Source organism: Paenibacillus sp. FSL H3-0286 (assembly GCF_045040705.1).
GTDB lineage: Bacteria > Bacillota > Bacilli > Paenibacillales > Paenibacillaceae > Paenibacillus_AQ > Paenibacillus_AQ odorifer.
In genome coordinates this window covers 4,091,901-4,112,044 of record NZ_CP150285.1, presented here as the reverse complement: position 1 = coordinate 4,112,044, position 20,144 = coordinate 4,091,901, and the positions used below count along the sequence as shown (strand labels likewise).

Sequence of the window (20,144 nt, the reverse complement as noted above, 5' to 3'; positions counted from 1 at the left end):
TTCCTCGAAGCAGTCACTTTTTATGCTTAATTCCCAAACTTGGAATCAAATCGCATAGTCTTCATCAAGGCGCGCGAGACCAAACCACTCTATTACTTAAAGTTAGTTTGAAACACAGGGGAAGGATGAGCTTATTTAAGCGACTGGGAATTTTGTTTATGTTGTAAACAGCTTTGGATGAAGAATTTTAAATCAGAGTGTGTAAAGTCAGAACGCCAAAAGCCATGCTGGGAGCGGGTTGTTATCTTATTTTCGGATTATTTCCTAGTAAATTAATACGAATAATCCAATAAGATAATTGGTGTGACATTAATCATAATTACCAATTCGAAGCTTTGTGAAAATAATAACTTTTCGTAAATGTCGAAATGAGGTTGACGAATAAAAATATCAGTCGTATGATTGATTCTACTGAGTATGCTAGTAATTAAAAGTAAGTTAATAAATAATATATAATAGCGGGAGGAATGAAAGTGGAATCATCAACATTTGTGCTTTTTGGCGCTACAGGAGATTTAGCAAAACGTAAAATCTATCCTGCACTATATAACCTCTTTTTAGATGGTCAAATTTCAGGTCCTCTCTCAGTGATTGGATTAGGAAGAAGAGAAGTTTCAACTGAAGCTTTCCGTAAGCAAGTCCTGCAATCTTTGCAGACATTTTCTAGACAGCCGGCAGTTGAATCTCCACAGTTGCAGGTTTTCTTGGAAGCTTTTGAATATAGCGTTCTAGATGTAGGTAACACAGAAGATTATTTGAAGCTACTGGAGCATGTTAAACGTCGTGAGCAATTTTTTAACATTCCGGAGAATCGGATGTTCTATCTATCGGTGGGTCCTGAGTTTTTCAAGGAAATTGCCGCCAATATTCACTCCAGTGGTCTGGGATCTACGAAGGGCTGGAAGCGTCTGATTATTGAGAAGCCTTTTGGTACAGACTTGCAAACAGCAAGAGAGTTAAATGACAGCTTGAATGCCGTATTTACTGAAGAGGAGATTTTCCGAATTGACCACTTCTTGGGTAAACCGATGGTTCAGAATCTGGAAGTTCTAAAATATTCAAATCCTGTGCTTAGAGCACTGTGGAAAAATCGGTATATCGCAAATGTGCAAATTACGGCGAGTGAGATTGTTGGCGTTGAAGAACGGGCAGGCTATTATGATAAAGCTGGAGCACTTCGTGATATGTTCCAGAACCATATGCTTCAATTGCTCATGATGATGGCGATGCAGCTTCCAAAAGGCAGTACACCTGAAGAGATCCGTGGGAAGAAAAGATATGTCATGGAGCGCCTCATTCCGCTAAGTAAAGACGAAGTTAATCAATATGTTGTCCGCGGACAATATGCTGAAGGTGAAATTAAAGGTAAATCTGTTGCAGGCTACTTGGATGAACCCGGAATTAGCCAATCCTCACAAAATGAGACGTTTATTGCAGCGCGTTTGTTTATAGATGATCCATTGTGGAATGAAGTTCCGTTCTATATCCGTACCGGCAAGAGAATGAAAGAGAAATCAACAAGAATCGTTATAGAATTTAAAGAACCGTTTAATGATAACAATAACAAAAATAAAGGGAATGACGTTCCAAATCTGCTCATCATCGAGATCGGTCCAAATGAAGCCATTACGCTTCAGTTGAATACGAAGGATCAGCTGCAAAAAGGGAAACTTGAACCTGTCCTCGCTACTTATGAAGCCGGAACTTCAGACGTACCAGAAGCTTACGAAAATCTGATCTTTGATGCGCTTCGTGGTGACGCCACTTTCTTTGCTCACTGGAAAGAAGTCGAGCTGTCATGGCAATGGGTTACACCAATCCAGGAAGCTATGGAAGAGGGGCTAATGCCACTTCATACCTATGCTTCAGGTTCTTATGGTCCAGATGCGGCTATGGAGCTTTTGGGTGAAGACCGCTGGTGGTTTGATGATACAGATCAGGAGTCAGATCTTCTCGACGCTCAAGCAGAAGTTGCAGCAGCGCAGGAATCTATACGGCCAGGGGCTTAAGCCCCTGCCTGTTTTTTTTGCCAATTTAGCTAAAATACATCACAAGAATCTATAAATCGGAGGGAATTTACATGAAAGTAGGATTAGTTGGGTTAGGAAAAATGGGTTTTAATTTGGGTCAAAATTTGCTGGATCATGGACATGAGGTTGTTGCTTTTGATTTGAATGCACCTGCTGTAGAAGAAATGAAAGCTAAAGGCGCTAGTGGAGCAGTAACGCTTCCAGAATTGGTACAGCAATTGGAAACACCAAGAATCATTTGGATCATGGTTCCGCATCAGGTCGTTGATTCTGTAATCGCTGAACTTACTCCACAGTTGTCTAAAGGTGATATCGTTATTGAAGCAGGAAACTCGCATTATAAGGAATCGATTCGTCGGTATGAGGAATTGAAGGAGCACGGAATTCACTTTATGGATGCAGGTACCTCTGGCGGTATGGAAGGGGCGCGTAATGGCGCTTGTTACATGGTTGGCGGAGATCCCGAAGCTTGGGAAGTTGTGGAGCCTATTTTCCGTGATACAGCTGTAGAAAGCGGCTTTTTATATGCTGGTAAAGCAGGTAGCGGCCATTTTCTAAAAATGGTGCATAACGGTATCGAATACGGCATGATGGCTGCTATCGGTGAAGGTTTTGAGGTTCTGGAAAAGAGTGAATTTGACTACAACTTTGAGGAAGTAGCTCGGGTGTGGAATCACGGCTCTGTAATCCGTTCGTGGCTGATGGAACTTGTGGAACGCGCCTTCTCGAAGGACGCTAAACTAGATGAGATTAAGGGCATTATGCATTCGTCTGGTGAAGGCAGGTGGACGCTTGAAACCGCCTTTGATTTACAAGCGGCGACTCCGGTCATCGCAATGGCGTTATTGATGCGTTACCGTTCCCTTGAGACCGACACATTCACTGGAAAAGTAGTTGCTGCACTGCGGAACGAGTTCGGCGGACACGCTGTGGAAACTAAATAAGATTGGCCGACTCTGAATTGAGTGTTTACAAGCTCGAATTTCCCGCAATTTATGTTGCGGAGAAATTTGGGCTTTTTATTTTAAGGGGAATAGATAATGGGAAGTATAGATGGAGTACGAATTTAATGCAGTTTACATATTTTAGGGGTAGAAGGGTAAGTTAGGAAGCAAGGGGGAGATTTCATGCAAAGTGGAATTCGTGAGCGACTTCATTTTCTAAATAAATTTCTGCATGCGCCCCGACAATATGGTAGTGTAACTCCCAGTTCACATTGGCTGGCCCAGACGTTGCTTGATCCAGTGCCTTGGAACCAAGTGCATTCTATGGCTGAGTTGGGTGCGGGGACTGGTGCAATCACAAGGTTTATTCCGCGTGGAGAAAAGACCGGTATGAATGTTCTTCTATTTGAAATAGATCCTGATTTTCGCAGTCAGTTAAGAGAGGAATTCCCCGGATGTTTCTGCAACAACGATTGTCTCCGGCTGCGTCTTGCGCTTCATAACAGCAGTCTGGAGAAGCTGGATTGTATCGTGAGTAGTTTGTCTTTGATGAATTTCTCGAAGCCAGACCGCACTAGGTTTATGGAACAGATCATTTCTTCTTTAAAAGAAGGAGGGTGGTTTATAACCTATGAATATTTTCCGCGGATGAAAACAGAGTTGAGCCAGCATTTTGAGATCCTACACACGAAGTGGGTACTGCTGAATTTTCCACCAGCGCTTATATATATTTGCAGGAAAAAAACTACAACGCAAGTGCAACGCGAAAATCCCAAATCAACAGTCAACGTAGTCCCAATCTCTCAGGTTTATACAAAAAGATAATCATCTCCATACAACAAATGCCGTCACCCATTACTCATTGGGGAACGGCATTTTTAAATGGGCTGCGAAGGCGTTTGAGCCCGATTAATAGAGAAGCTCAATATTCTCTTTGTTCAGGCGCTTCAACCAAACCTCAGAAGGCTGGCGGTCTGTGATCAAAAAGTCGATTTGGCCAAGCTCGATCAGCTTCGTAAAGGCGGTCTTATCGAATTTGGTGTGATCGGCCAGGAGTATGACCTTGTTAGCTTGACGTAGCATATATTTCTTGAGCTCACACTCCGGTTCATTAGAATCTGTGATGCCTCGCTCCATATCTATTCCTTTACAACTGATAACCGCAGTGTCCACATTGTATCTTTGAATGGTGTCATGTGCTACAGGACCAACGAGTGACATGGATCGGTAACGTAAAGAACCTCCGGTAGAGACGATATCCATCCCAGAATTCGAGAACTCATGCAAAATATTAATCGAGTTCGTAATAATGGTCAGATTGTTTTTATTGCCAAGCAGTTTTAGAAACTCAAAGGCTGTGGAGCTAGGATCCACCATTAACGTATCTCCATCATTGATTAAATCTAGCGCCTTAAGGGCGATTCCCCGTTTGATATCTGTATTCAGCGCATTGCGTGTAACAAAAGGCAAATCCTCGTTCGTGTGACGATTCAGCATGGCCCCGCCATAGGTTCGGCTTAGAATGCCATCCTTCTCCAGCTTCTCCAAGTCTCTGCGTATCGTCTCTTCTGTAACTTCAAACATCCGGCTTAGATCAGAGACTAATACTCGTTTATCCTGATGAACAAGATCAATTATTTTTTTGCGTCTTTCAGCTGCAAGCATAGGGATCACCTTTCCGAAATCTTTATATTCCTTAATCATAGCTCCAAATATCTGTGTTTTGCAATAAAATCAACGTAAAATCATGTTTGTTTTCCAATAATATTCACAAAACGGATATAAAACAAATAAAAACAACATAAATAATATTTAAAATGTTGACAACAAAGATTTGCGGGCATACGATGAAGGAGAAAAGAAGTCCTGTAGTGGTAATTAGATTTGAAAGATACCAGAGCCGGCCCAGTTGCGATTTAGAGGCCAGCCTGAGGCGCTGCAGCCGGAATACTACGCTCTAGCTTGCAGAGTTGTGTGTAAAACTTTGGTGTTGATAAATTAACTTTAGGAGGCTGGTCAAGCATGAGCACGCATGTGTATTATGTTCCATCGATCAATATTATGGGCAAGGGATGCTTGCAGGAGATTGGTCCATACATCCAAGAGCTTAAATTAAAAAAGGCGCTTGTTGTTACGGACAAATTCCTTATGAAAAGTGGCATTGCTGGTAAATTGCTGACGGTATTGGACGAAGCGGAGATTGAATATGCCATCTATGATGAAGTGAAACCCAATCCGACCTGTAAAAATGTCCACGATGGCGTTGATTATCTCAAAGCGCAGAATTGTGATTATCTGATTTCCATTGGCGGTGGATCACCACAGGATACTGCCAAAGCCATTGGTATCATTGCCACAAATGGCGGTCATATCAAAGAATATGAAGGTGTACACAAGTCTAAGCATAAATCACTGCCGATTGTCGCCGTGAATACCACTGCTGGTACTTCGGCTGAAGTGACCATTAACTATGTAATCACAGACGAAGAACGCAAAGTGAAGATGGTTATGGTAGATAAGAACAGCCTTGCGACGATTTCAGTCAACGATCCTGAGCTTATGGTTGATAAACCCGCTGCACTTACCGCGGCCACGGGTATGGATGCATTGACTCATGCGATTGAAGCGCTGGTGACGCCGGGAGCATATCCGGTAACTGATGCTACGGCACTAGCCGCAGTGGAGCTTATTTTTGCTAATCTGGCTCGTACTGTGAAGAATGGCCATGATATCGAAGCGCGTGAACAGATGGTATACGCGATATTCCTTGGCGGATTGGCTTTCAATAATGCGGGGCTTGGTTATGTGCATGCGATGGCGCATCAGCTGGGCGGCGTATACGATCTGCCGCACGGCGTATGTAACGCGATGCTGCTGCCTTTTGTGGAAGAAGAAAATGCCAAATATGTGCCTGAGAAATTCAGATCCATTGCTAAAGCGATTGGACTTAATGTAGAGAACCAAACGGATAAACAATGCGCAGATTTCGTAATTGAGTCGATCAAGGCGTTGTCTAAAGAAGTAGGGATTCCAGCCAAATTATCCGAGCTTGGTGTAGAAGAAGTAGATCTTGATCTTTTGGCTGAAAATTCGATGAAGGATGCTTGTGCACCAGGGAACCCTTTTATTCCTACTAAAGAAGAAGTTATTACACTGTTCAAAAAAATATTATAAATCACCCCTTATCATAGGAGATTGTTTATGAATAACCACATCGCCGTTGACATCGGCGCCTCAAGTGGGCGGCTGGTGCGCGGAATATTGCAAGAAGGTATTCTTTCCTTAGAAGAGCTTCATCGCTTTAGCAATAGCTTTACGGAACAAGAGGGTTCCTGTTTCTGGGACATTGATTATTTAGTAGAGCAGATTATGATCGGGCTTCGGAAGGCTAAAACCGATGGAATTACTACCTGTACGCTCGGTATTGATACATGGGGTGTAGATTATGTGCTGGTAGATGCGGACGGGAATCGTGTTCAGGAAGTATACGCCTACCGGGACCGCAGAACGGATCTGGCTGTGGATCAGGTGGCACAGCAGCTTTCACCACAAACCGTCTATGAAAAGACAGGAATCCAGCAGTTATCCATCAATACCTTGAATCAGTTATATGTTCATAAAGAAGAAGAGCTAGCGCAAGCGGATCAGATTTTACTTGTACCAGATTATCTATATTACCGACTGACTGGCCGTAAAATCAACGAGGTTACGATTGCATCTACAACACAGCTGTTGAATCTGGAAAGCCGGGATTTTGACGATGACCTATTAGAATTTTTGAATATCAGGAAAGATCAATTTGCAAAATTAACTGAGCCTGGTGTAGTGGTTGGTCCTCTTGACGAAGCTTTAATCCAACAATATGACCTGCCTGAATGCCAGCTGATCTGTGTGGCATCCCATGATACAGCCTCAGCAGTGCTAGGTGCTCCACTTCAAGAAGGCTCAGCTTATATCAGCAGTGGAACTTGGTCTTTACTCGGTGTAGAAAGAACGGAGCCTCTAAATTCTCTAAAAGCCATGCAGGCTAACTACACCAATGAGTGGGGAGCCTACGGAACTTATAGATTCCTCAAAAATGTAATGGGCTTATGGCTTATTCAAGAGGTTCGCAGATTACTGAACAATTGCTATAGTTTTGCGGAGCTTGCAGAGCTTGCACAGGGAGAAGAGGGGTTTCGCAGCCTGATCCCTTGTAATGCACCAAGGTTTCTTAATCCATCGAACATGATAGAAGAAATCCGCAGTGCCTGTATGGAGAGTGAGCAGCCCGTTCCGGAGACACCTGGACAGTTAGCACGTTGTGTTTTTGACAGCTTGGCGTTATCCTATCTAACTTATTTGGAAGAGTTGGAGGAGCTGACAGAACGTCGGATCGAGGGATTGCAAATTGTCGGCGGCGGGGCGAACAATCGGCTTTTATGCCAACTAACCGCTGACGTTATCGGCAGGGAAGTAAAGGCTGGACCAACGGAAGCGACTGCTCTAGGAAATATAGTAGTGCAGATGATTAGCACAGATTCCATTGCAGACATAACTGAGGCAAGAGCTATTATCGAACAATCTTTTGAAATAACATCATACATTCCGCAGCCGATCAAGCATTTTAATAACATTCTAAATCGCTGGAGAAGCCTTCATCTGTCCAAGGTGAATGAGCTTATCTAAGCGAAACAGACTTGCACTAATTTAGGAGGATAAACAGCATGGATCAGAGCATTATCACTAGTTATAACGAAGCCAAAAAACTATACGCAGCCCACGGTATTGATGTGGATAAAGTGCTGGAGCGACTCGCGCAAATTAAAATTTCCATTCATTGCTGGCAGGGTGATGATGTAAAAGGTTTTCTTTTTAAGGAAAAAGAACTAAGCGGGGGCATTGCGGTAACGGGAAGTTATCCGGGCCGGGCGGGTACACCAGATGAACTACGTCAAGATTTAGAAAAGGCGTTGTCTCTTATTCCTGGTAAACATAAGGTTAACCTGCATGCTATTTACGCAGATACAGATGAACCTGTAGATTTGGATGAACTAGAGCCACGACATTTTCAATCCTGGGTGGATTGGGCGAAGGAGCAGGGCTTAGGGCTTGATTTTAACCCTACTTGTTTCTCACATCCGAAAGCAGCCGATGGATTCACTCTCAGTCATTCGGACGCGGAGATTCGGAATTTCTGGATCAGACACTGTAAAGCTTCACGTACGATCGCTGAGCATTTTGGGCGGGAGCTGGGTCAGCCTTGTGTGACGAACTTTTGGATTCCAGACGGATATAAGGATACGCCAGTAGATCGGCTAGCTCCGAGAGTACGTTTAAAAGAGTCGCTGGATGAGATTTTTAGTCAGGAAATAGATCCGCTTTATAATATGGATGCCTTGGAAAGTAAACTGTTTGGAATTGGTTCTGAAAGCTATGTGGTTGGCTCTCATGAATTCTATATGGGTTATGGTTTAACAAATGGAAAAGCGATCTGTTTGGATGCGGGACATTTTCATCCTACAGAAGTGATTTCGAATAAATTATCTTCGATTCTGATGTTCAGTGAGCAGCTGCTGCTGCATGTCAGCAGACCTGTCCGCTGGGACAGTGACCATGTGGTAACAATGGATGATGAGCTGCTGGAAATCGCCCGTGAATTGGTTCGCGGGGATTTACTTCCTCGTACGAATATTGGATTGGATTTCTTTGATGGCAGTATCAATCATCTCGCGGCATGGGTCATTGGCACCCGCAACACTATTAAGGCGTTGCTGCGTGCGATGCTGGAACCAGTGGAAGAACTTAAGCAAATCGAGCGGTCCGGGGATTATACTTCACGTCTTGCTCTGGTAGAAGAGTTCAAATCGTATCCGTTTGGAGCGGTCTGGGATTACTACTGTGCATCACAAGGTACACCGGTGCGTGAGCAATGGCTTACTGAAGTGAAAAATTATGAACAAGACGTTTTGTCTTTAAGATAGAAGTGGATACGGAGAGCAGCAAATACAAAGGAGAGAATAGACTATGAGTACATCCTTGTTAGAATCAAAAGGTTATATTGCCAGCAGTGAAGCTCCATTTATTCAGGAAATGTCAGAGATTACCCGTCATATGTGGGAGCTTGGCTGGGATGAACTGAATGGTGGGAATGTCAGCTATTTGCTGGATGAGAACGAGGTGGCTAAGTATATTAATGTACTGGAGCCTTTGCGTACGATCAAACTCACCTTTCCGGTAAAAGAATTAGCAGGCAAGTATTTTATCGTAACAGGTTCGGGCAAATATTTCAGAAATGTGATTAAAGACCCTGAAGCGAATTTGGGAGTGTTAAGAGTTAGCGGCAATGGCGAAAGTGTGGAAGTATTGTGGGGATTGCGGAATGGTGCAGTTCCTACGAGTGAGCTCGCTTCGCATTTTATGAGTCATATTGAACGTTTGAAAGTAGATCCCACACACCGTATCGTGCTGCATACACATGCTACAAATGTTATCGCGATGACCTTCACGCATGATCTGGACGAACTGAAGTTTACCAAAACGTTATGGGAAATGTGCACAGAGTGCCTTGTTGTTTTCCCTGATGGGGTCAGTGTTATTCCGTGGATTGTTCCGGGCAGCAGTGAAATCGGCCGTGAGACTGCCAAAAAAATGAAGGATCACCGTTTAGTCATCTGGCCGCAGCATGGGATTTTTGGCACTGGCTCCACCATGGATGCTACCTTTGGTCTAGTAGAAACGGTTGAAAAGGCTGCGACGATCTACAACCTGATTGGCGGTAGAGAAATCAAACAAAAGATCACAGACCAACAGCTATGGGATTTAGCTAAAGCATTTGGAGTTACACCTAAAGCGGGGATTCTTGAAGTCTAGAGAGTCATTATAATTTGGTGAAACCGGGCAATCGTAGATTCTGCGAGGTCCGGTTTTTGTTGTCTTTTTCTTAAAATTTGCATTTCCCATCTTTTGGGTAGATAATAAGCTTACTTAAAGTAATCAATTAATAAATTGGAGGTAACATATGAATACAGAGCAACTATTTTTACCTTTTCAAGTGGGGAATCTTTCGCTGTCGAACCGATTTGTAATGGCGCCGATGACACGCGCGCAGTCTCCGAAGGGTGTGCCGGGAAGCAATGTTGCTGCTTATTATCGTAGACGTGCAGAGGGTGGAGTGGGATTAATTGTTACTGAGGGTACTGCGATAAATCATCCAGCGGCTGTCAGTCACCAAGATATTCCTAATATACATGAAGAAGCATCTTTAGAAGGCTGGAAGAAGGTTGTGGAAGAGGTTCACGCAGCTGGCGGCAAGATCATCCCGCAGCTTTGGCATGTGGGGATGGCGCGTACAATCGGCGAGTATCCTAACGTTGAAGCCCTTCCTGTAGGCCCTTCGGGTCTTAATTTAGCAGGTGAGCCGGTGACAGAGCCGCTGACCACAGAAGAGGTTGAAAGCTTAGTAACAGCCTTCGCTCAAGCGGCGGCAAATGCCAAAAGCGTTGGCTTTGATGGCATCGAGCTGCATGGCGCTCATGGGTATCTGATAGACCAGTTCTTCTGGAATAGAACGAATAAACGTACCGATCGTTACGGTGGCGATTTGGTAGGAAGAACAACATTCGCTGTCGAGATCATTAAAGCATGTCGTCAAGCGGTTGGACCAGACTTCCCAATCGTGCTGCGCTTTTCCCAGTGGAAGCTGGGGGCGTATGATGAGAAGCTGGCGAAGACTTCAGAAGAACTTGCGAGTTTCCTGGCACCGCTTAGCGAAGCGGGTGTAGATATCTTTCATTGCTCGACCCGACGCTTCAGTCAACCTGAATTTGCTGGCTCTGATCTTAATTTAGCTGGGTGGACTAAGAAGCTTACCGGGAAGCCGTGTATTACAGTAGGCTCTATTGGCCTGCAAAGCGATTTCTTCGAGGAAGATAAAGCTCAGAAGCCTGAGGATAATATTGATGAGTTAACTGAAAGGTTTGATCGGGAGGAGTTTGATTTGGTTGCAGTGGGCAGAGCGCTTATTAGCGATCCGGCTTGGCCTGCCAAAGTACAGAGTGGAGCGATAGACGAAATCATCCCATTTACTCCTGAAGCAACGAATACGCTTTACTAAAACTAGCAGAATATACAATGACTATTTTTTTAGGTAAGAGGTTGTGTAACTGTTTCAAGAGGAGTGTATCTGCTTATAATAGTAGCATACCCCCCTTAATATGATAGAACTTGACCCTGCCAAACGTTGGCGGGGTATTTTTTTGTCGATATGCAACGCTTCATTACATCATTAATAGACCGGGCACTTCTATGTTAGGCCAGCATTATGTTATAATTTTAAATTAGCAAAGTATAAAAATAATTGTTGAACAATAGAGGACGTGAAAACAGCATGACAAAGGGGAACCATAACTCACCGGACTTAAAATCCGGCAAGGGTTCTAAGGATTATTCGAAATATTTTGATTTTAGTGATGCAAAGGTAATTAGTGAAGAGGAAGGTAAGGTTACTTACCGGATTAAAGGAAGAAATGTGCAAATTAATAGCCAGCCTGACTATAAAGAAGGAAAACGGCGCGGCAAGGAAGAAATAGAAGTGCATTATGATTTCGAGATTCCTGAAGAGATGCAGAATTTCGGAGTGGGCAAATATTATCATATAACAACTTATGGCTGCCAAATGAATGAGCATGACACGGAAACGATGAAGGGCCTATTGGAACAGATGGGCTACCGCAGTGTCGCTGACCGGAATGACGCGGATCTCATTTTGCTGAATACTTGTGCGATTCGGGAGAACGCCGAGGATAAGGTATTTGGAGAGCTAGGACATCTTAAGAACCTGAAGATCGAGAAGCCGGGTCTGTTGTTAGGGGTATGCGGTTGCATGTCCCAAGAGGAAGGCGTAGTCAACCGGATTATGTCAAAGCATGGCTTCGTGGATATGATCTTCGGTACGCATAATATTCACAGGTTGCCACACCTCATTAAAGAAGCGGTATTTAGTAAAGAGCTTGTGGTTGAGGTATGGTCCAAAGAAGGCGACATTATTGAGAACTTGCCGAAGAAGCGGGAAGGCATGCGCGCTTGGGTGAACATTATGTATGGCTGTGATAAGTTCTGCACGTATTGCATCGTACCGTTTACACGCGGTAAAGAACGCAGTCGTCGTCCAGAGGACGTTATCGCTGAGGTGAGAGAGCTTGCGCGCCAAGGCTTCAAGGAAGTAACGCTATTGGGGCAGAACGTAAATGCTTACGGTAAAGATTTTACGGATATTGATTACACTTTCGGTAACCTGATGGATGATATGCGTCTGATTGATATTCCGCGCATTCGCTTCATGACATCGCATCCACGAGATTTTGACGATAAATTGATTGAGGTTTTGGGCAAAGGCGGCAACTTGGTGGAGCATATCCATCTGCCGGTTCAATCGGGGAGTACTGCCGTTCTTAAGAAAATGAGCCGTAAATATACCCGGGAAGCTTATCTGGAATTAGTACGCAAGATTAAGATAAGTGTGCCGAATGCTGTATTAAGTACCGATATTATCGTTGGTTTCCCTGGGGAGACTGATGAGCAATTTGAAGATACCCTATCGCTTGTGCGTGAGGTTGGGTATGATATGGCATATACGTTCATTTATTCTCCACGTGAGGGCACACCAGCAGCGGCGATGGAAGATAATGTACCGATGTCGGTGAAGAGTGAACGTCTGCAAAGATTAAATGATCTCATCAAAGAGAACAGCCGGATCATTAATGACCGGATGCTGGGTGAAGTTGTAGAGGTATTGGTTGAAGGGGAGAGTAAGAATAACTCCGAAGTCCTTTCCGGCCGTTCCCGCGCTAACAAGCTGGTCCATTTTGAAGGTCCTAAGGAGCTTATCGGCACATTTGTAAACGTGAGAATTACAGATACCAAAACATGGTACATTAAAGGGGATATTGTGGTCGAGGCCGCAGCTGTTCATTAATCACATACGAATGGGGAGATGACTAATGAGTACAGAAGAACAACAGTTGAATAAATATGGAATGAAAACTTATAATACCCGTGATCTGATCGTTCGCGAGGATATTATGGGCAAAGCTAAAGAACTAGCATCATTAATCTCAACCAGTGAAGAGGTACGCCATTTTCAGCAGGCTGAGCAAAAAATTCTTAATCACGAGCGTGTGCAAGGACTGATTGCGACCATTAAGAAAAAACAAAAAGAAATCGTGGCCTTCGAAAGCTTCAATAATAAAGATATGGTCGCCAAAATTGAACGTGAAATTGAAGTGCTGCAAGATGAGATCGACGGTATTCCAGTCGTGAACGAATTTCAGCAAAGCCAGAGCGACATTAATTATTTGCTTCAGCTGGTAATTTCCGTGATTAGAGATACCGTTTCGGAAAAAATAAATGTGGAAGCCGGCACTGAAGCGCCTCCGACCACATGCGGATAACCCACACTCAGTTCAGGGGGCGGATGCAGATCCGTCCCTTTATTTCAATATAAGAGGTAGAAGTAAAGTACATGAAAATACATAATCCTTATAATTCAACGACAACGTCGTTTCTCATATAGTCTTTTTTGTAGGATAATGTAAAATAATGGAATTCATCTGTTGATTTATGAAGAACATGTTTGGTACATTTAAAGATACGAATAAGTAAAACTACAGCTTCGGAAAAGGATGGGGCAATTATGAGCGACAATGGGGAATTAACCTATAACGCCAAAAAATATCGTACACCGGATGGTGTTCCGGCCGACATTGTAATGTTTACACTGACCAAACGCGAACGGAAGACGGTCACCAAGACGCTGCCTTTACGTGAGTTGAAGGTAATGTTAATTAGACGGAAAAAATGGCCATGTGCAGGCATGTGGGCTCTACCAGGCGGATTCTGTCAGGAAGATGAGTCTATATATGATGCTGCAACTCGTGAGCTGAAAGAAGAGACCGGTGTCGATGGAGGTCACTTAGAATATCTTGGGGTTTATAGTACACCTGGCCGCGACCCTCGGGGATGGATTATCAGCCATGCCTTTTTCGCTTTAGTAGAAGAGTGGATGCTGGAGCAAAGACAAGCTTCCGACGATGCGGGTGAAGTGGGTTTATTTACGTTACAGGAAGCGTTAGAAGAACTGGAGCTCGCTTTTGACCACCATGAAATCATCAAGGATGCATACGTACGTATCCAACAGCAAATGCTGCAGACAACGATAGCAAGACAGTTTTTGCCTAGGCATTTTACGCTAAGTGAGCTTTATCAGGTGATTCAGACAGTAGTGCCGGAATTTAAAGAACCAAATTTTATTCGTAAAATCACGTCAACACGCAGCCGTCAGGGTATATTAAAAGAAGTGAGAGATGAAGAGGGCAATGCACTCAGCTCCAATCAATACTCACAACGCCCGGCTCAGCTGTATATGTTTACAGATCACGAGCCATTGTTGTCTATTTATACGTAGTGTCTTAAATCAGGGGAGGGACGATTCTCATGAGAGCACTAATAGTAATTGACTTTACCAATGATTTTGTCGATGGGAATTTACCGGTTGGGCAGCCTGCAATCGATATTGAGCCAAGAATCAGCCAATTAACGTCTGAGTTTGTCCAAAATGGCGATTATGTTGTAATGGCTGTTGATTTACATGAAGACAATGATCCTTATCATCCCGAGAGTAAACTGTTTCCACCTCACAATGTACGAGGGACTAGAGGGCGGGAGCTTTATGGAAGTTTGAAAACTGTTTATGAAGCTGACCAGGATTCCATCTATTGGATGGACAAAACTCGATATAGCGCTTTTAGTGGAACTGATCTGGAGCTTAAGCTGCGGGAACGTGGCATTACTGACCTTCATTTGATTGGCGTATGTACAGATATATGTGTTTTGCACACTGCGGTGGATGCATATAACAAAGGTTTTACTATTACTGTGCACGAAGATGCGGTCGCCAGCTTCAACGCGGATGGACATAAATGGGCACTAAATCATTTCCGGGGAAGTTTAGGAGCAGACGTTGTTAAGGCATAATACTATAAAAAACATACACATACAGCAACGTGGATATTAGGAGATGAGGACTTGAAGAGAGAACTTGCGCTACATACAGATAAATATCAGATCAATATGATGTATGCCCACTGGGTGAATGGAAGCCATAAGCGAAAAGCTGTATTTGAAGCTTATTTCCGCAAATTGCCTTTCGGAAACGGCTATGCCGTGTTCGCAGGATTAGAGCGTATCGTTGGGTACATCGGCGGCTTGCGTTTCACCGAAGATGATATCCGTTACTTATCGGAGCAAGAAGAAAATTACGCTCCTGCTTTTTTGGAAGAATTGCTGCAATTTCATTTTCAGGGCAACGTTTATTCGATGAAAGAAGGGGCGTTGATTTTCCCGGATGAACCACTAATCCGTGTGGAAGGGACGATCATGGAAGCGCAGCTGGTGGAGACCGCTATTCTGAACTTCATGAACTACCAGACGCTGATCGCTACGAAAGCTTCCCGAATCAAGCAGGTAGCTCCGAATGATATACTCCTGGAGTTTGGTACCCGTCGGGCACAAGAAGCGGATGCGGCGGTCTGGGGCGCTAGAGCGGCCTATATCGGCGGCTTTGATGCAACCTCCAACATGCTGGCAGGTAAAATGTTTGGCATCCCTACCAAAGGTACACATGCTCATTCTTGGGTTCAGAGCTTCAGCAGCGAGCAGGAAGCTTTTGATGCTTATGCTAAGGTGATGCCGGATGAAGTTACACTATTAGTTGATACCTTCGATACGTTGCGCAGTGGTGTGCCGAATGCGATTAGAACCGCCAAAAAGCTTGAAGCTCAAGGTAAAAAGATGATCGGTATCCGTTTAGACAGCGGTGACTTGGCCTATCTATCCCGGCAGGCACGGAATATGCTGGATGAAGCGGGGCTAGATTATGTGAAGATTGTGGCGTCCAACGATCTGGATGAGAATACAATCATGGATCTGAAGCTGCAAGGTGCAGCCATCGACACATGGGGTGTAGGCACACAATTGATTACGGCTTCGGATCAACCCTCTTTGGGTGGAGTTTATAAGCTGGTAGAAATTGAGTCCGCAACTGGAGAAATGGTACCGACAATCAAGATTTCTTCTAACCCTGAAAAAGTATCCACACCAGGCAGCAAGGACGTATTCCGGATTATCGGGAAAAATGGCAAAGCGCTAGCAGATTATATCTGCTTCCCGGAAGAGGAAGCTCCACGAAACGGCGGTCGGGTGAAGCTGTTTAATCCGCTGCATCCATACATGCACAAGTATGTGGAGCGTTATGAAGCGCTGCCTATGCTTGAACCGATTTACGTGAACGGCTTCCAAGTTTATACTTTGCCGGATCTGAATGAAGTTCGCCGTTACCATCGGGAGCAGAAGGATCTGTTCTGGCCGGAATATCTGCGTAAGCTCAATCCAGAGGTGTACCGGGTGAATCTGAGTGAGAAGGTCTGGACCAGCAAGCAACAATTGATCGCGGAGCATATTCAGCCGGAGATCGAGTAGATTTTGTAGTTTCGATGGAAAGAAGCACGGGAAGATTAGATTCCTGTGCTTTTTTGCGTTTGGGTGAAGCCGACGTTTGGGTGAAGCTTGCGTTGGGTGAAGCTTGCGTTTGTTAACTTCGAACGCCGTGAGTTTATTTTCTCAAAGTATATAAGACAGCTTGTCTGCGTATATCTGTTTTGGATTTTGTTGTATTTTTTGCAACAGAACACTACTTAAAGTACATCGAGAAATTACCATACCCCCAAAAGAATTAGTAAATCCCTTAGAATGAGGCGAATCCGGTGCGAGTGAGCAAATCAACGGTATAAATCCCGCAGAAGGAGGGGAATCCGGTGCGAGTGAGCAAATTAACGGTATAAATCCCGTAGAATGAGGCGCATCCGGTACGAGTAGGAAAATCAGCGGTATAAATCGCGCAGAATGAGACGCATCCGGTACGAGTGGGCAAATCAACGGTATAAATCCCGCAGAATGAGGCGAATCCGGTGCGAGTAGGCAAATCAACGGTATAAATCCCGCAGAATGAGGCGCATCCGGTGTGAGTAGGTAAATCAACGGTATAAATCCCGCAGAATGGGGCGAATCCGGTGCGATTAGGTAAATCAACGGTATAAATCCCGTAGAATGAGGCGAATCCGGTGCGAGTGAGCAAATCAACGGTATATATACCGCAGAATGAGGCGAATCCGGTGCGAGTGAGCAAATCAACGGTATAAATCCCGTAGAATAGGGCGAATTCGATGCGAGTAGGCAAATCAACGGTATAAATCCCGCAGAATGGGGCGCATCCGGTGTGAGTGAGCAAATCAACGGTATAAATTCCGTAGAATAGGGCGAATTCGATGCGAGTAGGCAAATCAACGGTCCCATAAGAAAAGGTGTATCCCCGTTCTACGCGATCGCGAAGAATAATGGATACACCTTTTTTCATGTAAGTGCGAGATATATAGTTTAGTTCTTCTTCCGGAATTTCGCGAATGACCAGATGGTAAGCATCAGCAGGAAGCCCAGACATGTGCCTATGCTGATCCGGTTCTGAGTGTCGAAAAGGAAGGAAATCGTGATAACCGACAAACAGATAAGCGTCAAAATCGTAATATAAGGGAAACCCCACACTTTAAAGCTTGGCTCTTTAGGATAGGTTTTCCGCAGCTTCAGCTGTGATAGGCAGATGCTGATCCATACCAAGCTTACTACGAAGCCGGGAACAGCCATCAGCAGCCGGAAAAGTCCATCCTGTGCGAAGTACGCTAACATAGAACCAACAAAAAGAACTATAGCGCAAAGTTTAAGACTGTTGATCGGCACACCTTTTGCTGAGGTCTTTGCTAAGCTACGTGGAGCTTCACCCTGTGAAGCCAAAGAGTGCAACATCCGTGTGGCGCCGTAGATACCAGAGTTAGCAGCAGAGAGCACAGCCGTAATCAGTATGAAGTTCATAACATGGTCAGCACCCTTAAGTCCTGTAGCTGCTAATACCTGCACAAAGGGGCTGGTATGCTCGTTAAGCTGATTCCAAGGAATTAACCCACAGATGATCAGAATTGGAATGGTGTAGAACAGAATAACACGCAAAATGAAGCTTTTGACAACTCTAGGCAACACTTTTTCTGCATCTTGAGTTTCTGTTAAAGTTAGTCCAATCAGCTCAGATCCGCCGTAGGAGAACATGACGACCAGAAGGGCAGAGAAGATAGGTGTCCAGCCTTGTGGGAATAATCCGCCATAATCCGTAAAATTACTTAAATAGGGAGTCCCTTCAGACATAGGCAATAGCCCAAACAATAATGCAGCTCCCAGAATAATAAAGATGATAATCATAGCTATTTTGATTCCTGCTAACCAAAACTCCGTCTCTCCATAACCGCTTACACTCATCATATTGATGCCAATAATTAAAGCACCACTTGCTAGACTCAGTAGCCATAATGGAACATCCGGTAACCAGTACTGCAAGAAGCTTCCTGCCGCCAGCACTTCGATCACGCAGACAGTCAACCACATGAAGCAATATAGCCAACCCACGATAAAGGAGAGCCGTTCTCCAAAAGCCTCGCGGATGAATTCCTTCATATTTTTGTTCGGGTATACCGTGGCCATTTCGGCAATTGCACCCATAACGACTAGTAGCAGCAAGCCTGCCAATACATAGGAGAGAACAACCCCTGGTCCAGCAATGCTTATCGTCTCAGAGCTTCCTTTAAAAATCCCCGTACCGATTACGCCGCCCATCGCCATAAAGCTGATATGCCGTGGAAGCAATTTTTTCTGTAATGATGCTTCGTTTGACTTCACATTTAATGCCTCCTAAGTAGGTTCAAAAAATTACACCAAGAATCAGTTTATCCTGAAATGGACTAGTTGAAAAGTATAAATGATACACATTTGTAGAAATAGAGGTGATTTTCATCGGTGTGTGATATTTATCATGAAGAATGTGATGAATTTAACATCTTAATTTTTAATTTTATTGCTAAATGAAAGTAGATAAATAAGCTTAGGCAACACTTGGAAAATGCAAGATTTGTCACTTCGCGTCTTGCAAAATCAAGTTACAATCGTTGAAAAAGTCAAAAGGATATTATACTAGATGACATTCTGAAAGGGGCTATGTCGGTGGTACAGTTACCAAAAGTGAACGAGCTCGGATTTTTTGAGATTCGTCTGGAGTCAATTGGAGGGTTGGGTGCGAACCTGGCTGGTAAAATGCTTGCAGAAGCAGGTGTTGTCGGTGCTGGAATGAATGGGGTCAGCTTTTCGTCATATGGTTCGGAGAAGAAGGGATCAGCGGTAAAAGCGCATATCCGGTTTTGTGATTTGAATACGCCTATTCGTGACACGTCTCCGGTTGAGCGTCCGCATGTTGTTGGGGTATTTCACGAAGCATTAGCAAAGACAGTTAACGTAATTAGCGGAATTTATGAACATAGCACAGTATTGGTGAACTCAGCAAAATCGCCGGAGGAATTGAAATCCTCCCTGAATATGATGGCAGGAACTATTGCAGTCGTTGATGCTACAACGATCGCCTTAGATGAGAAAAACCGCGTTAATATGGCGATGCTAGGCGCGTTGTTCCGGATGTGTGATTTCTTGGACCCTGAAATTATGAAAGGCGTTATAGAGAAATCACTAGGCAAAAAATATCCACAGGCAGTACAGTCAGCACTGACTACTTTCGACCGTGGATTTAATGAAGTTAAGTTTATGCATTTTCCACTGCCTGCGGGCGTGACAATGCCTGAGTTCGTGCGGTCTGATATTTCCGCATTGGGTTATGAAACACAGCCTATCGGCGGTACCATTACGAATCCTGGCAGCAGCTTTTTAAAGAACTTGAGCATTTCTCGCTCCGGTTTGCTGCCTCATTTTAAGCAGGAGGATTGTATTCATTGTGCGCAGTGCGATACGGTGTGTCCTGATCTGTGTTTTGTTTGGGATGAGCAGCCTGATAAGAAGGGGCGTCCACAAATGTTCCTGCAAGGTATTGATTATCAATACTGCAAAGGCTGTTTAAAATGTGTAGAAGCTTGTCCTACAACTGCCTTGTCTGGCGAACGTGAGGAAGAGGGCTACGCAGAGAGTCATACGGTCCGGCATATTTTTGATCTCGTTACTGAGGCCTAATTAACGGAGGAAAGGTGGAATACAC

Annotated in this window: 17 protein-coding genes; 14 read left to right on the top strand and 3 right to left on the bottom strand. The window is 44.2% G+C overall.

Features of this window, described 5'->3' with window-relative positions:
* The first annotated feature begins 473 nt into the window (after window positions 1-473).
* From zwf to MHB37_RS18535, 3 genes are all read left to right on the top strand, one after another.
* Window positions 474-2,009: a glucose-6-phosphate dehydrogenase gene (gene zwf / locus MHB37_RS18545; RefSeq protein WP_076278115.1), complete on the top strand. Its 1,536-nt coding sequence runs from the start codon at window positions 474-476 to the stop codon at window positions 2,007-2,009.
* 71 nt (window positions 2,010-2,080) lie between these two features.
* Window positions 2,081-2,974, top strand: coding sequence for a phosphogluconate dehydrogenase (NAD(+)-dependent, decarboxylating) (gene gnd, locus MHB37_RS18540; protein ID WP_036688068.1), 894 nt, complete (start codon window positions 2,081-2,083; stop codon window positions 2,972-2,974).
* A 183-nt stretch (window positions 2,975-3,157) separates the two neighbouring features.
* Window positions 3,158-3,799 carry a class I SAM-dependent methyltransferase gene (locus tag MHB37_RS18535; RefSeq protein ID WP_076194673.1) on the top strand — a complete coding sequence of 214 codons (642 nt, stop codon included), beginning with the start codon at window positions 3,158-3,160 and terminating at the stop codon, window positions 3,797-3,799.
* Between the two features lie 84 nt (window positions 3,800-3,883).
* Here MHB37_RS18535 and MHB37_RS18530 read toward each other — a convergent pair whose 3' ends face one another.
* Window positions 3,884-4,639: a DeoR/GlpR family DNA-binding transcription regulator gene (locus MHB37_RS18530; protein ID WP_280753151.1), complete on the bottom strand. Its 756-nt coding sequence runs from the start codon at window positions 4,637-4,639 to the stop codon at window positions 3,884-3,886.
* Between the two features lie 357 nt (window positions 4,640-4,996).
* On the opposite strand from MHB37_RS18530, the gene MHB37_RS18525 reads away from it, so the two are divergent.
* From MHB37_RS18525 to MHB37_RS18480, 10 genes are all read left to right on the top strand, one after another.
* Window positions 4,997-6,148 carry an iron-containing alcohol dehydrogenase gene (locus tag MHB37_RS18525; protein ID WP_076194676.1) on the top strand — a complete coding sequence of 384 codons (1,152 nt, stop codon included), beginning with the start codon at window positions 4,997-4,999 and terminating at the stop codon, window positions 6,146-6,148.
* 27 nt (window positions 6,149-6,175) lie between these two features.
* Window positions 6,176-7,642: a rhamnulokinase gene (gene rhaB / locus MHB37_RS18520; RefSeq protein ID WP_076184474.1), complete on the top strand. Its 1,467-nt coding sequence runs from the start codon at window positions 6,176-6,178 to the stop codon at window positions 7,640-7,642.
* Window positions 7,643-7,680: 38 nt separating this feature from the next.
* Window positions 7,681-8,937, top strand: a complete 1,257-nt coding sequence (gene rhaA, locus MHB37_RS18515; protein WP_076128282.1) for an L-rhamnose isomerase — start codon at window positions 7,681-7,683, stop codon at window positions 8,935-8,937.
* Window positions 8,938-8,980: 43 nt separating this feature from the next.
* Window positions 8,981-9,826, top strand: coding sequence for a rhamnulose-1-phosphate aldolase (rhaD, locus tag MHB37_RS18510; protein WP_036688060.1), 846 nt, complete (start codon window positions 8,981-8,983; stop codon window positions 9,824-9,826).
* 148 nt (window positions 9,827-9,974) lie between these two features.
* Window positions 9,975-11,069, top strand: a complete 1,095-nt coding sequence (locus tag MHB37_RS18505) for an NADH:flavin oxidoreductase (RefSeq protein WP_280753103.1) — start codon at window positions 9,975-9,977, stop codon at window positions 11,067-11,069.
* A gap of 273 nt (window positions 11,070-11,342) precedes the next feature.
* A complete protein-coding gene (miaB, locus tag MHB37_RS18500; protein ID WP_038571650.1) occupies window positions 11,343-12,929 on the top strand; it encodes a tRNA (N6-isopentenyl adenosine(37)-C2)-methylthiotransferase MiaB in 1,587 nt (528 codons plus the stop codon).
* Between the two features lie 25 nt (window positions 12,930-12,954).
* Window positions 12,955-13,404, top strand: a complete 450-nt coding sequence (locus MHB37_RS18495; RefSeq protein ID WP_076128288.1) for a RicAFT regulatory complex protein RicA family protein — start codon at window positions 12,955-12,957, stop codon at window positions 13,402-13,404.
* A gap of 242 nt (window positions 13,405-13,646) precedes the next feature.
* The gene (locus MHB37_RS18490) at window positions 13,647-14,417 is read left to right on the top strand and encodes an NUDIX domain-containing protein (RefSeq protein ID WP_036688055.1); all 771 of its coding nucleotides are present in this window, start codon (window positions 13,647-13,649) and stop codon (window positions 14,415-14,417) included.
* A 29-nt stretch (window positions 14,418-14,446) separates the two neighbouring features.
* Entirely contained in the window at window positions 14,447-14,986 is a 540-nt protein-coding gene (locus tag MHB37_RS18485; RefSeq protein WP_076280041.1) for a cysteine hydrolase family protein, read from the top strand.
* 51 nt (window positions 14,987-15,037) lie between these two features.
* Window positions 15,038-16,489, top strand: coding sequence for a nicotinate phosphoribosyltransferase (locus tag MHB37_RS18480; RefSeq protein ID WP_076128292.1), 1,452 nt, complete (start codon window positions 15,038-15,040; stop codon window positions 16,487-16,489).
* 265 nt (window positions 16,490-16,754) lie between these two features.
* On the opposite strand, the gene MHB37_RS18475 is transcribed toward MHB37_RS18480, so the two are convergent.
* The gene (locus tag MHB37_RS18475; protein ID WP_405168346.1) at window positions 16,755-17,507 is read right to left on the bottom strand and encodes a hypothetical protein; all 753 of its coding nucleotides are present in this window, start codon (window positions 17,505-17,507) and stop codon (window positions 16,755-16,757) included.
* Window positions 17,444-18,787, bottom strand: a complete 1,344-nt coding sequence (locus tag MHB37_RS18470; RefSeq protein WP_036688050.1) for an amino acid permease — start codon at window positions 18,785-18,787, stop codon at window positions 17,444-17,446. Before MHB37_RS18470 ends, MHB37_RS18475 begins: the two co-directional genes overlap by 64 nt.
* A 321-nt stretch (window positions 18,788-19,108) precedes the next feature.
* Here MHB37_RS18470 and MHB37_RS18465 point away from each other — a divergent pair, with 321 nt between their 5' ends.
* Window positions 19,109-20,119 carry a 2-oxoacid:acceptor oxidoreductase family protein gene (locus MHB37_RS18465; RefSeq protein WP_038571642.1) on the top strand — a complete coding sequence of 337 codons (1,011 nt, stop codon included), beginning with the start codon at window positions 19,109-19,111 and terminating at the stop codon, window positions 20,117-20,119.
* The last annotated feature ends 25 nt before the right edge of the window (window positions 20,120-20,144 follow it).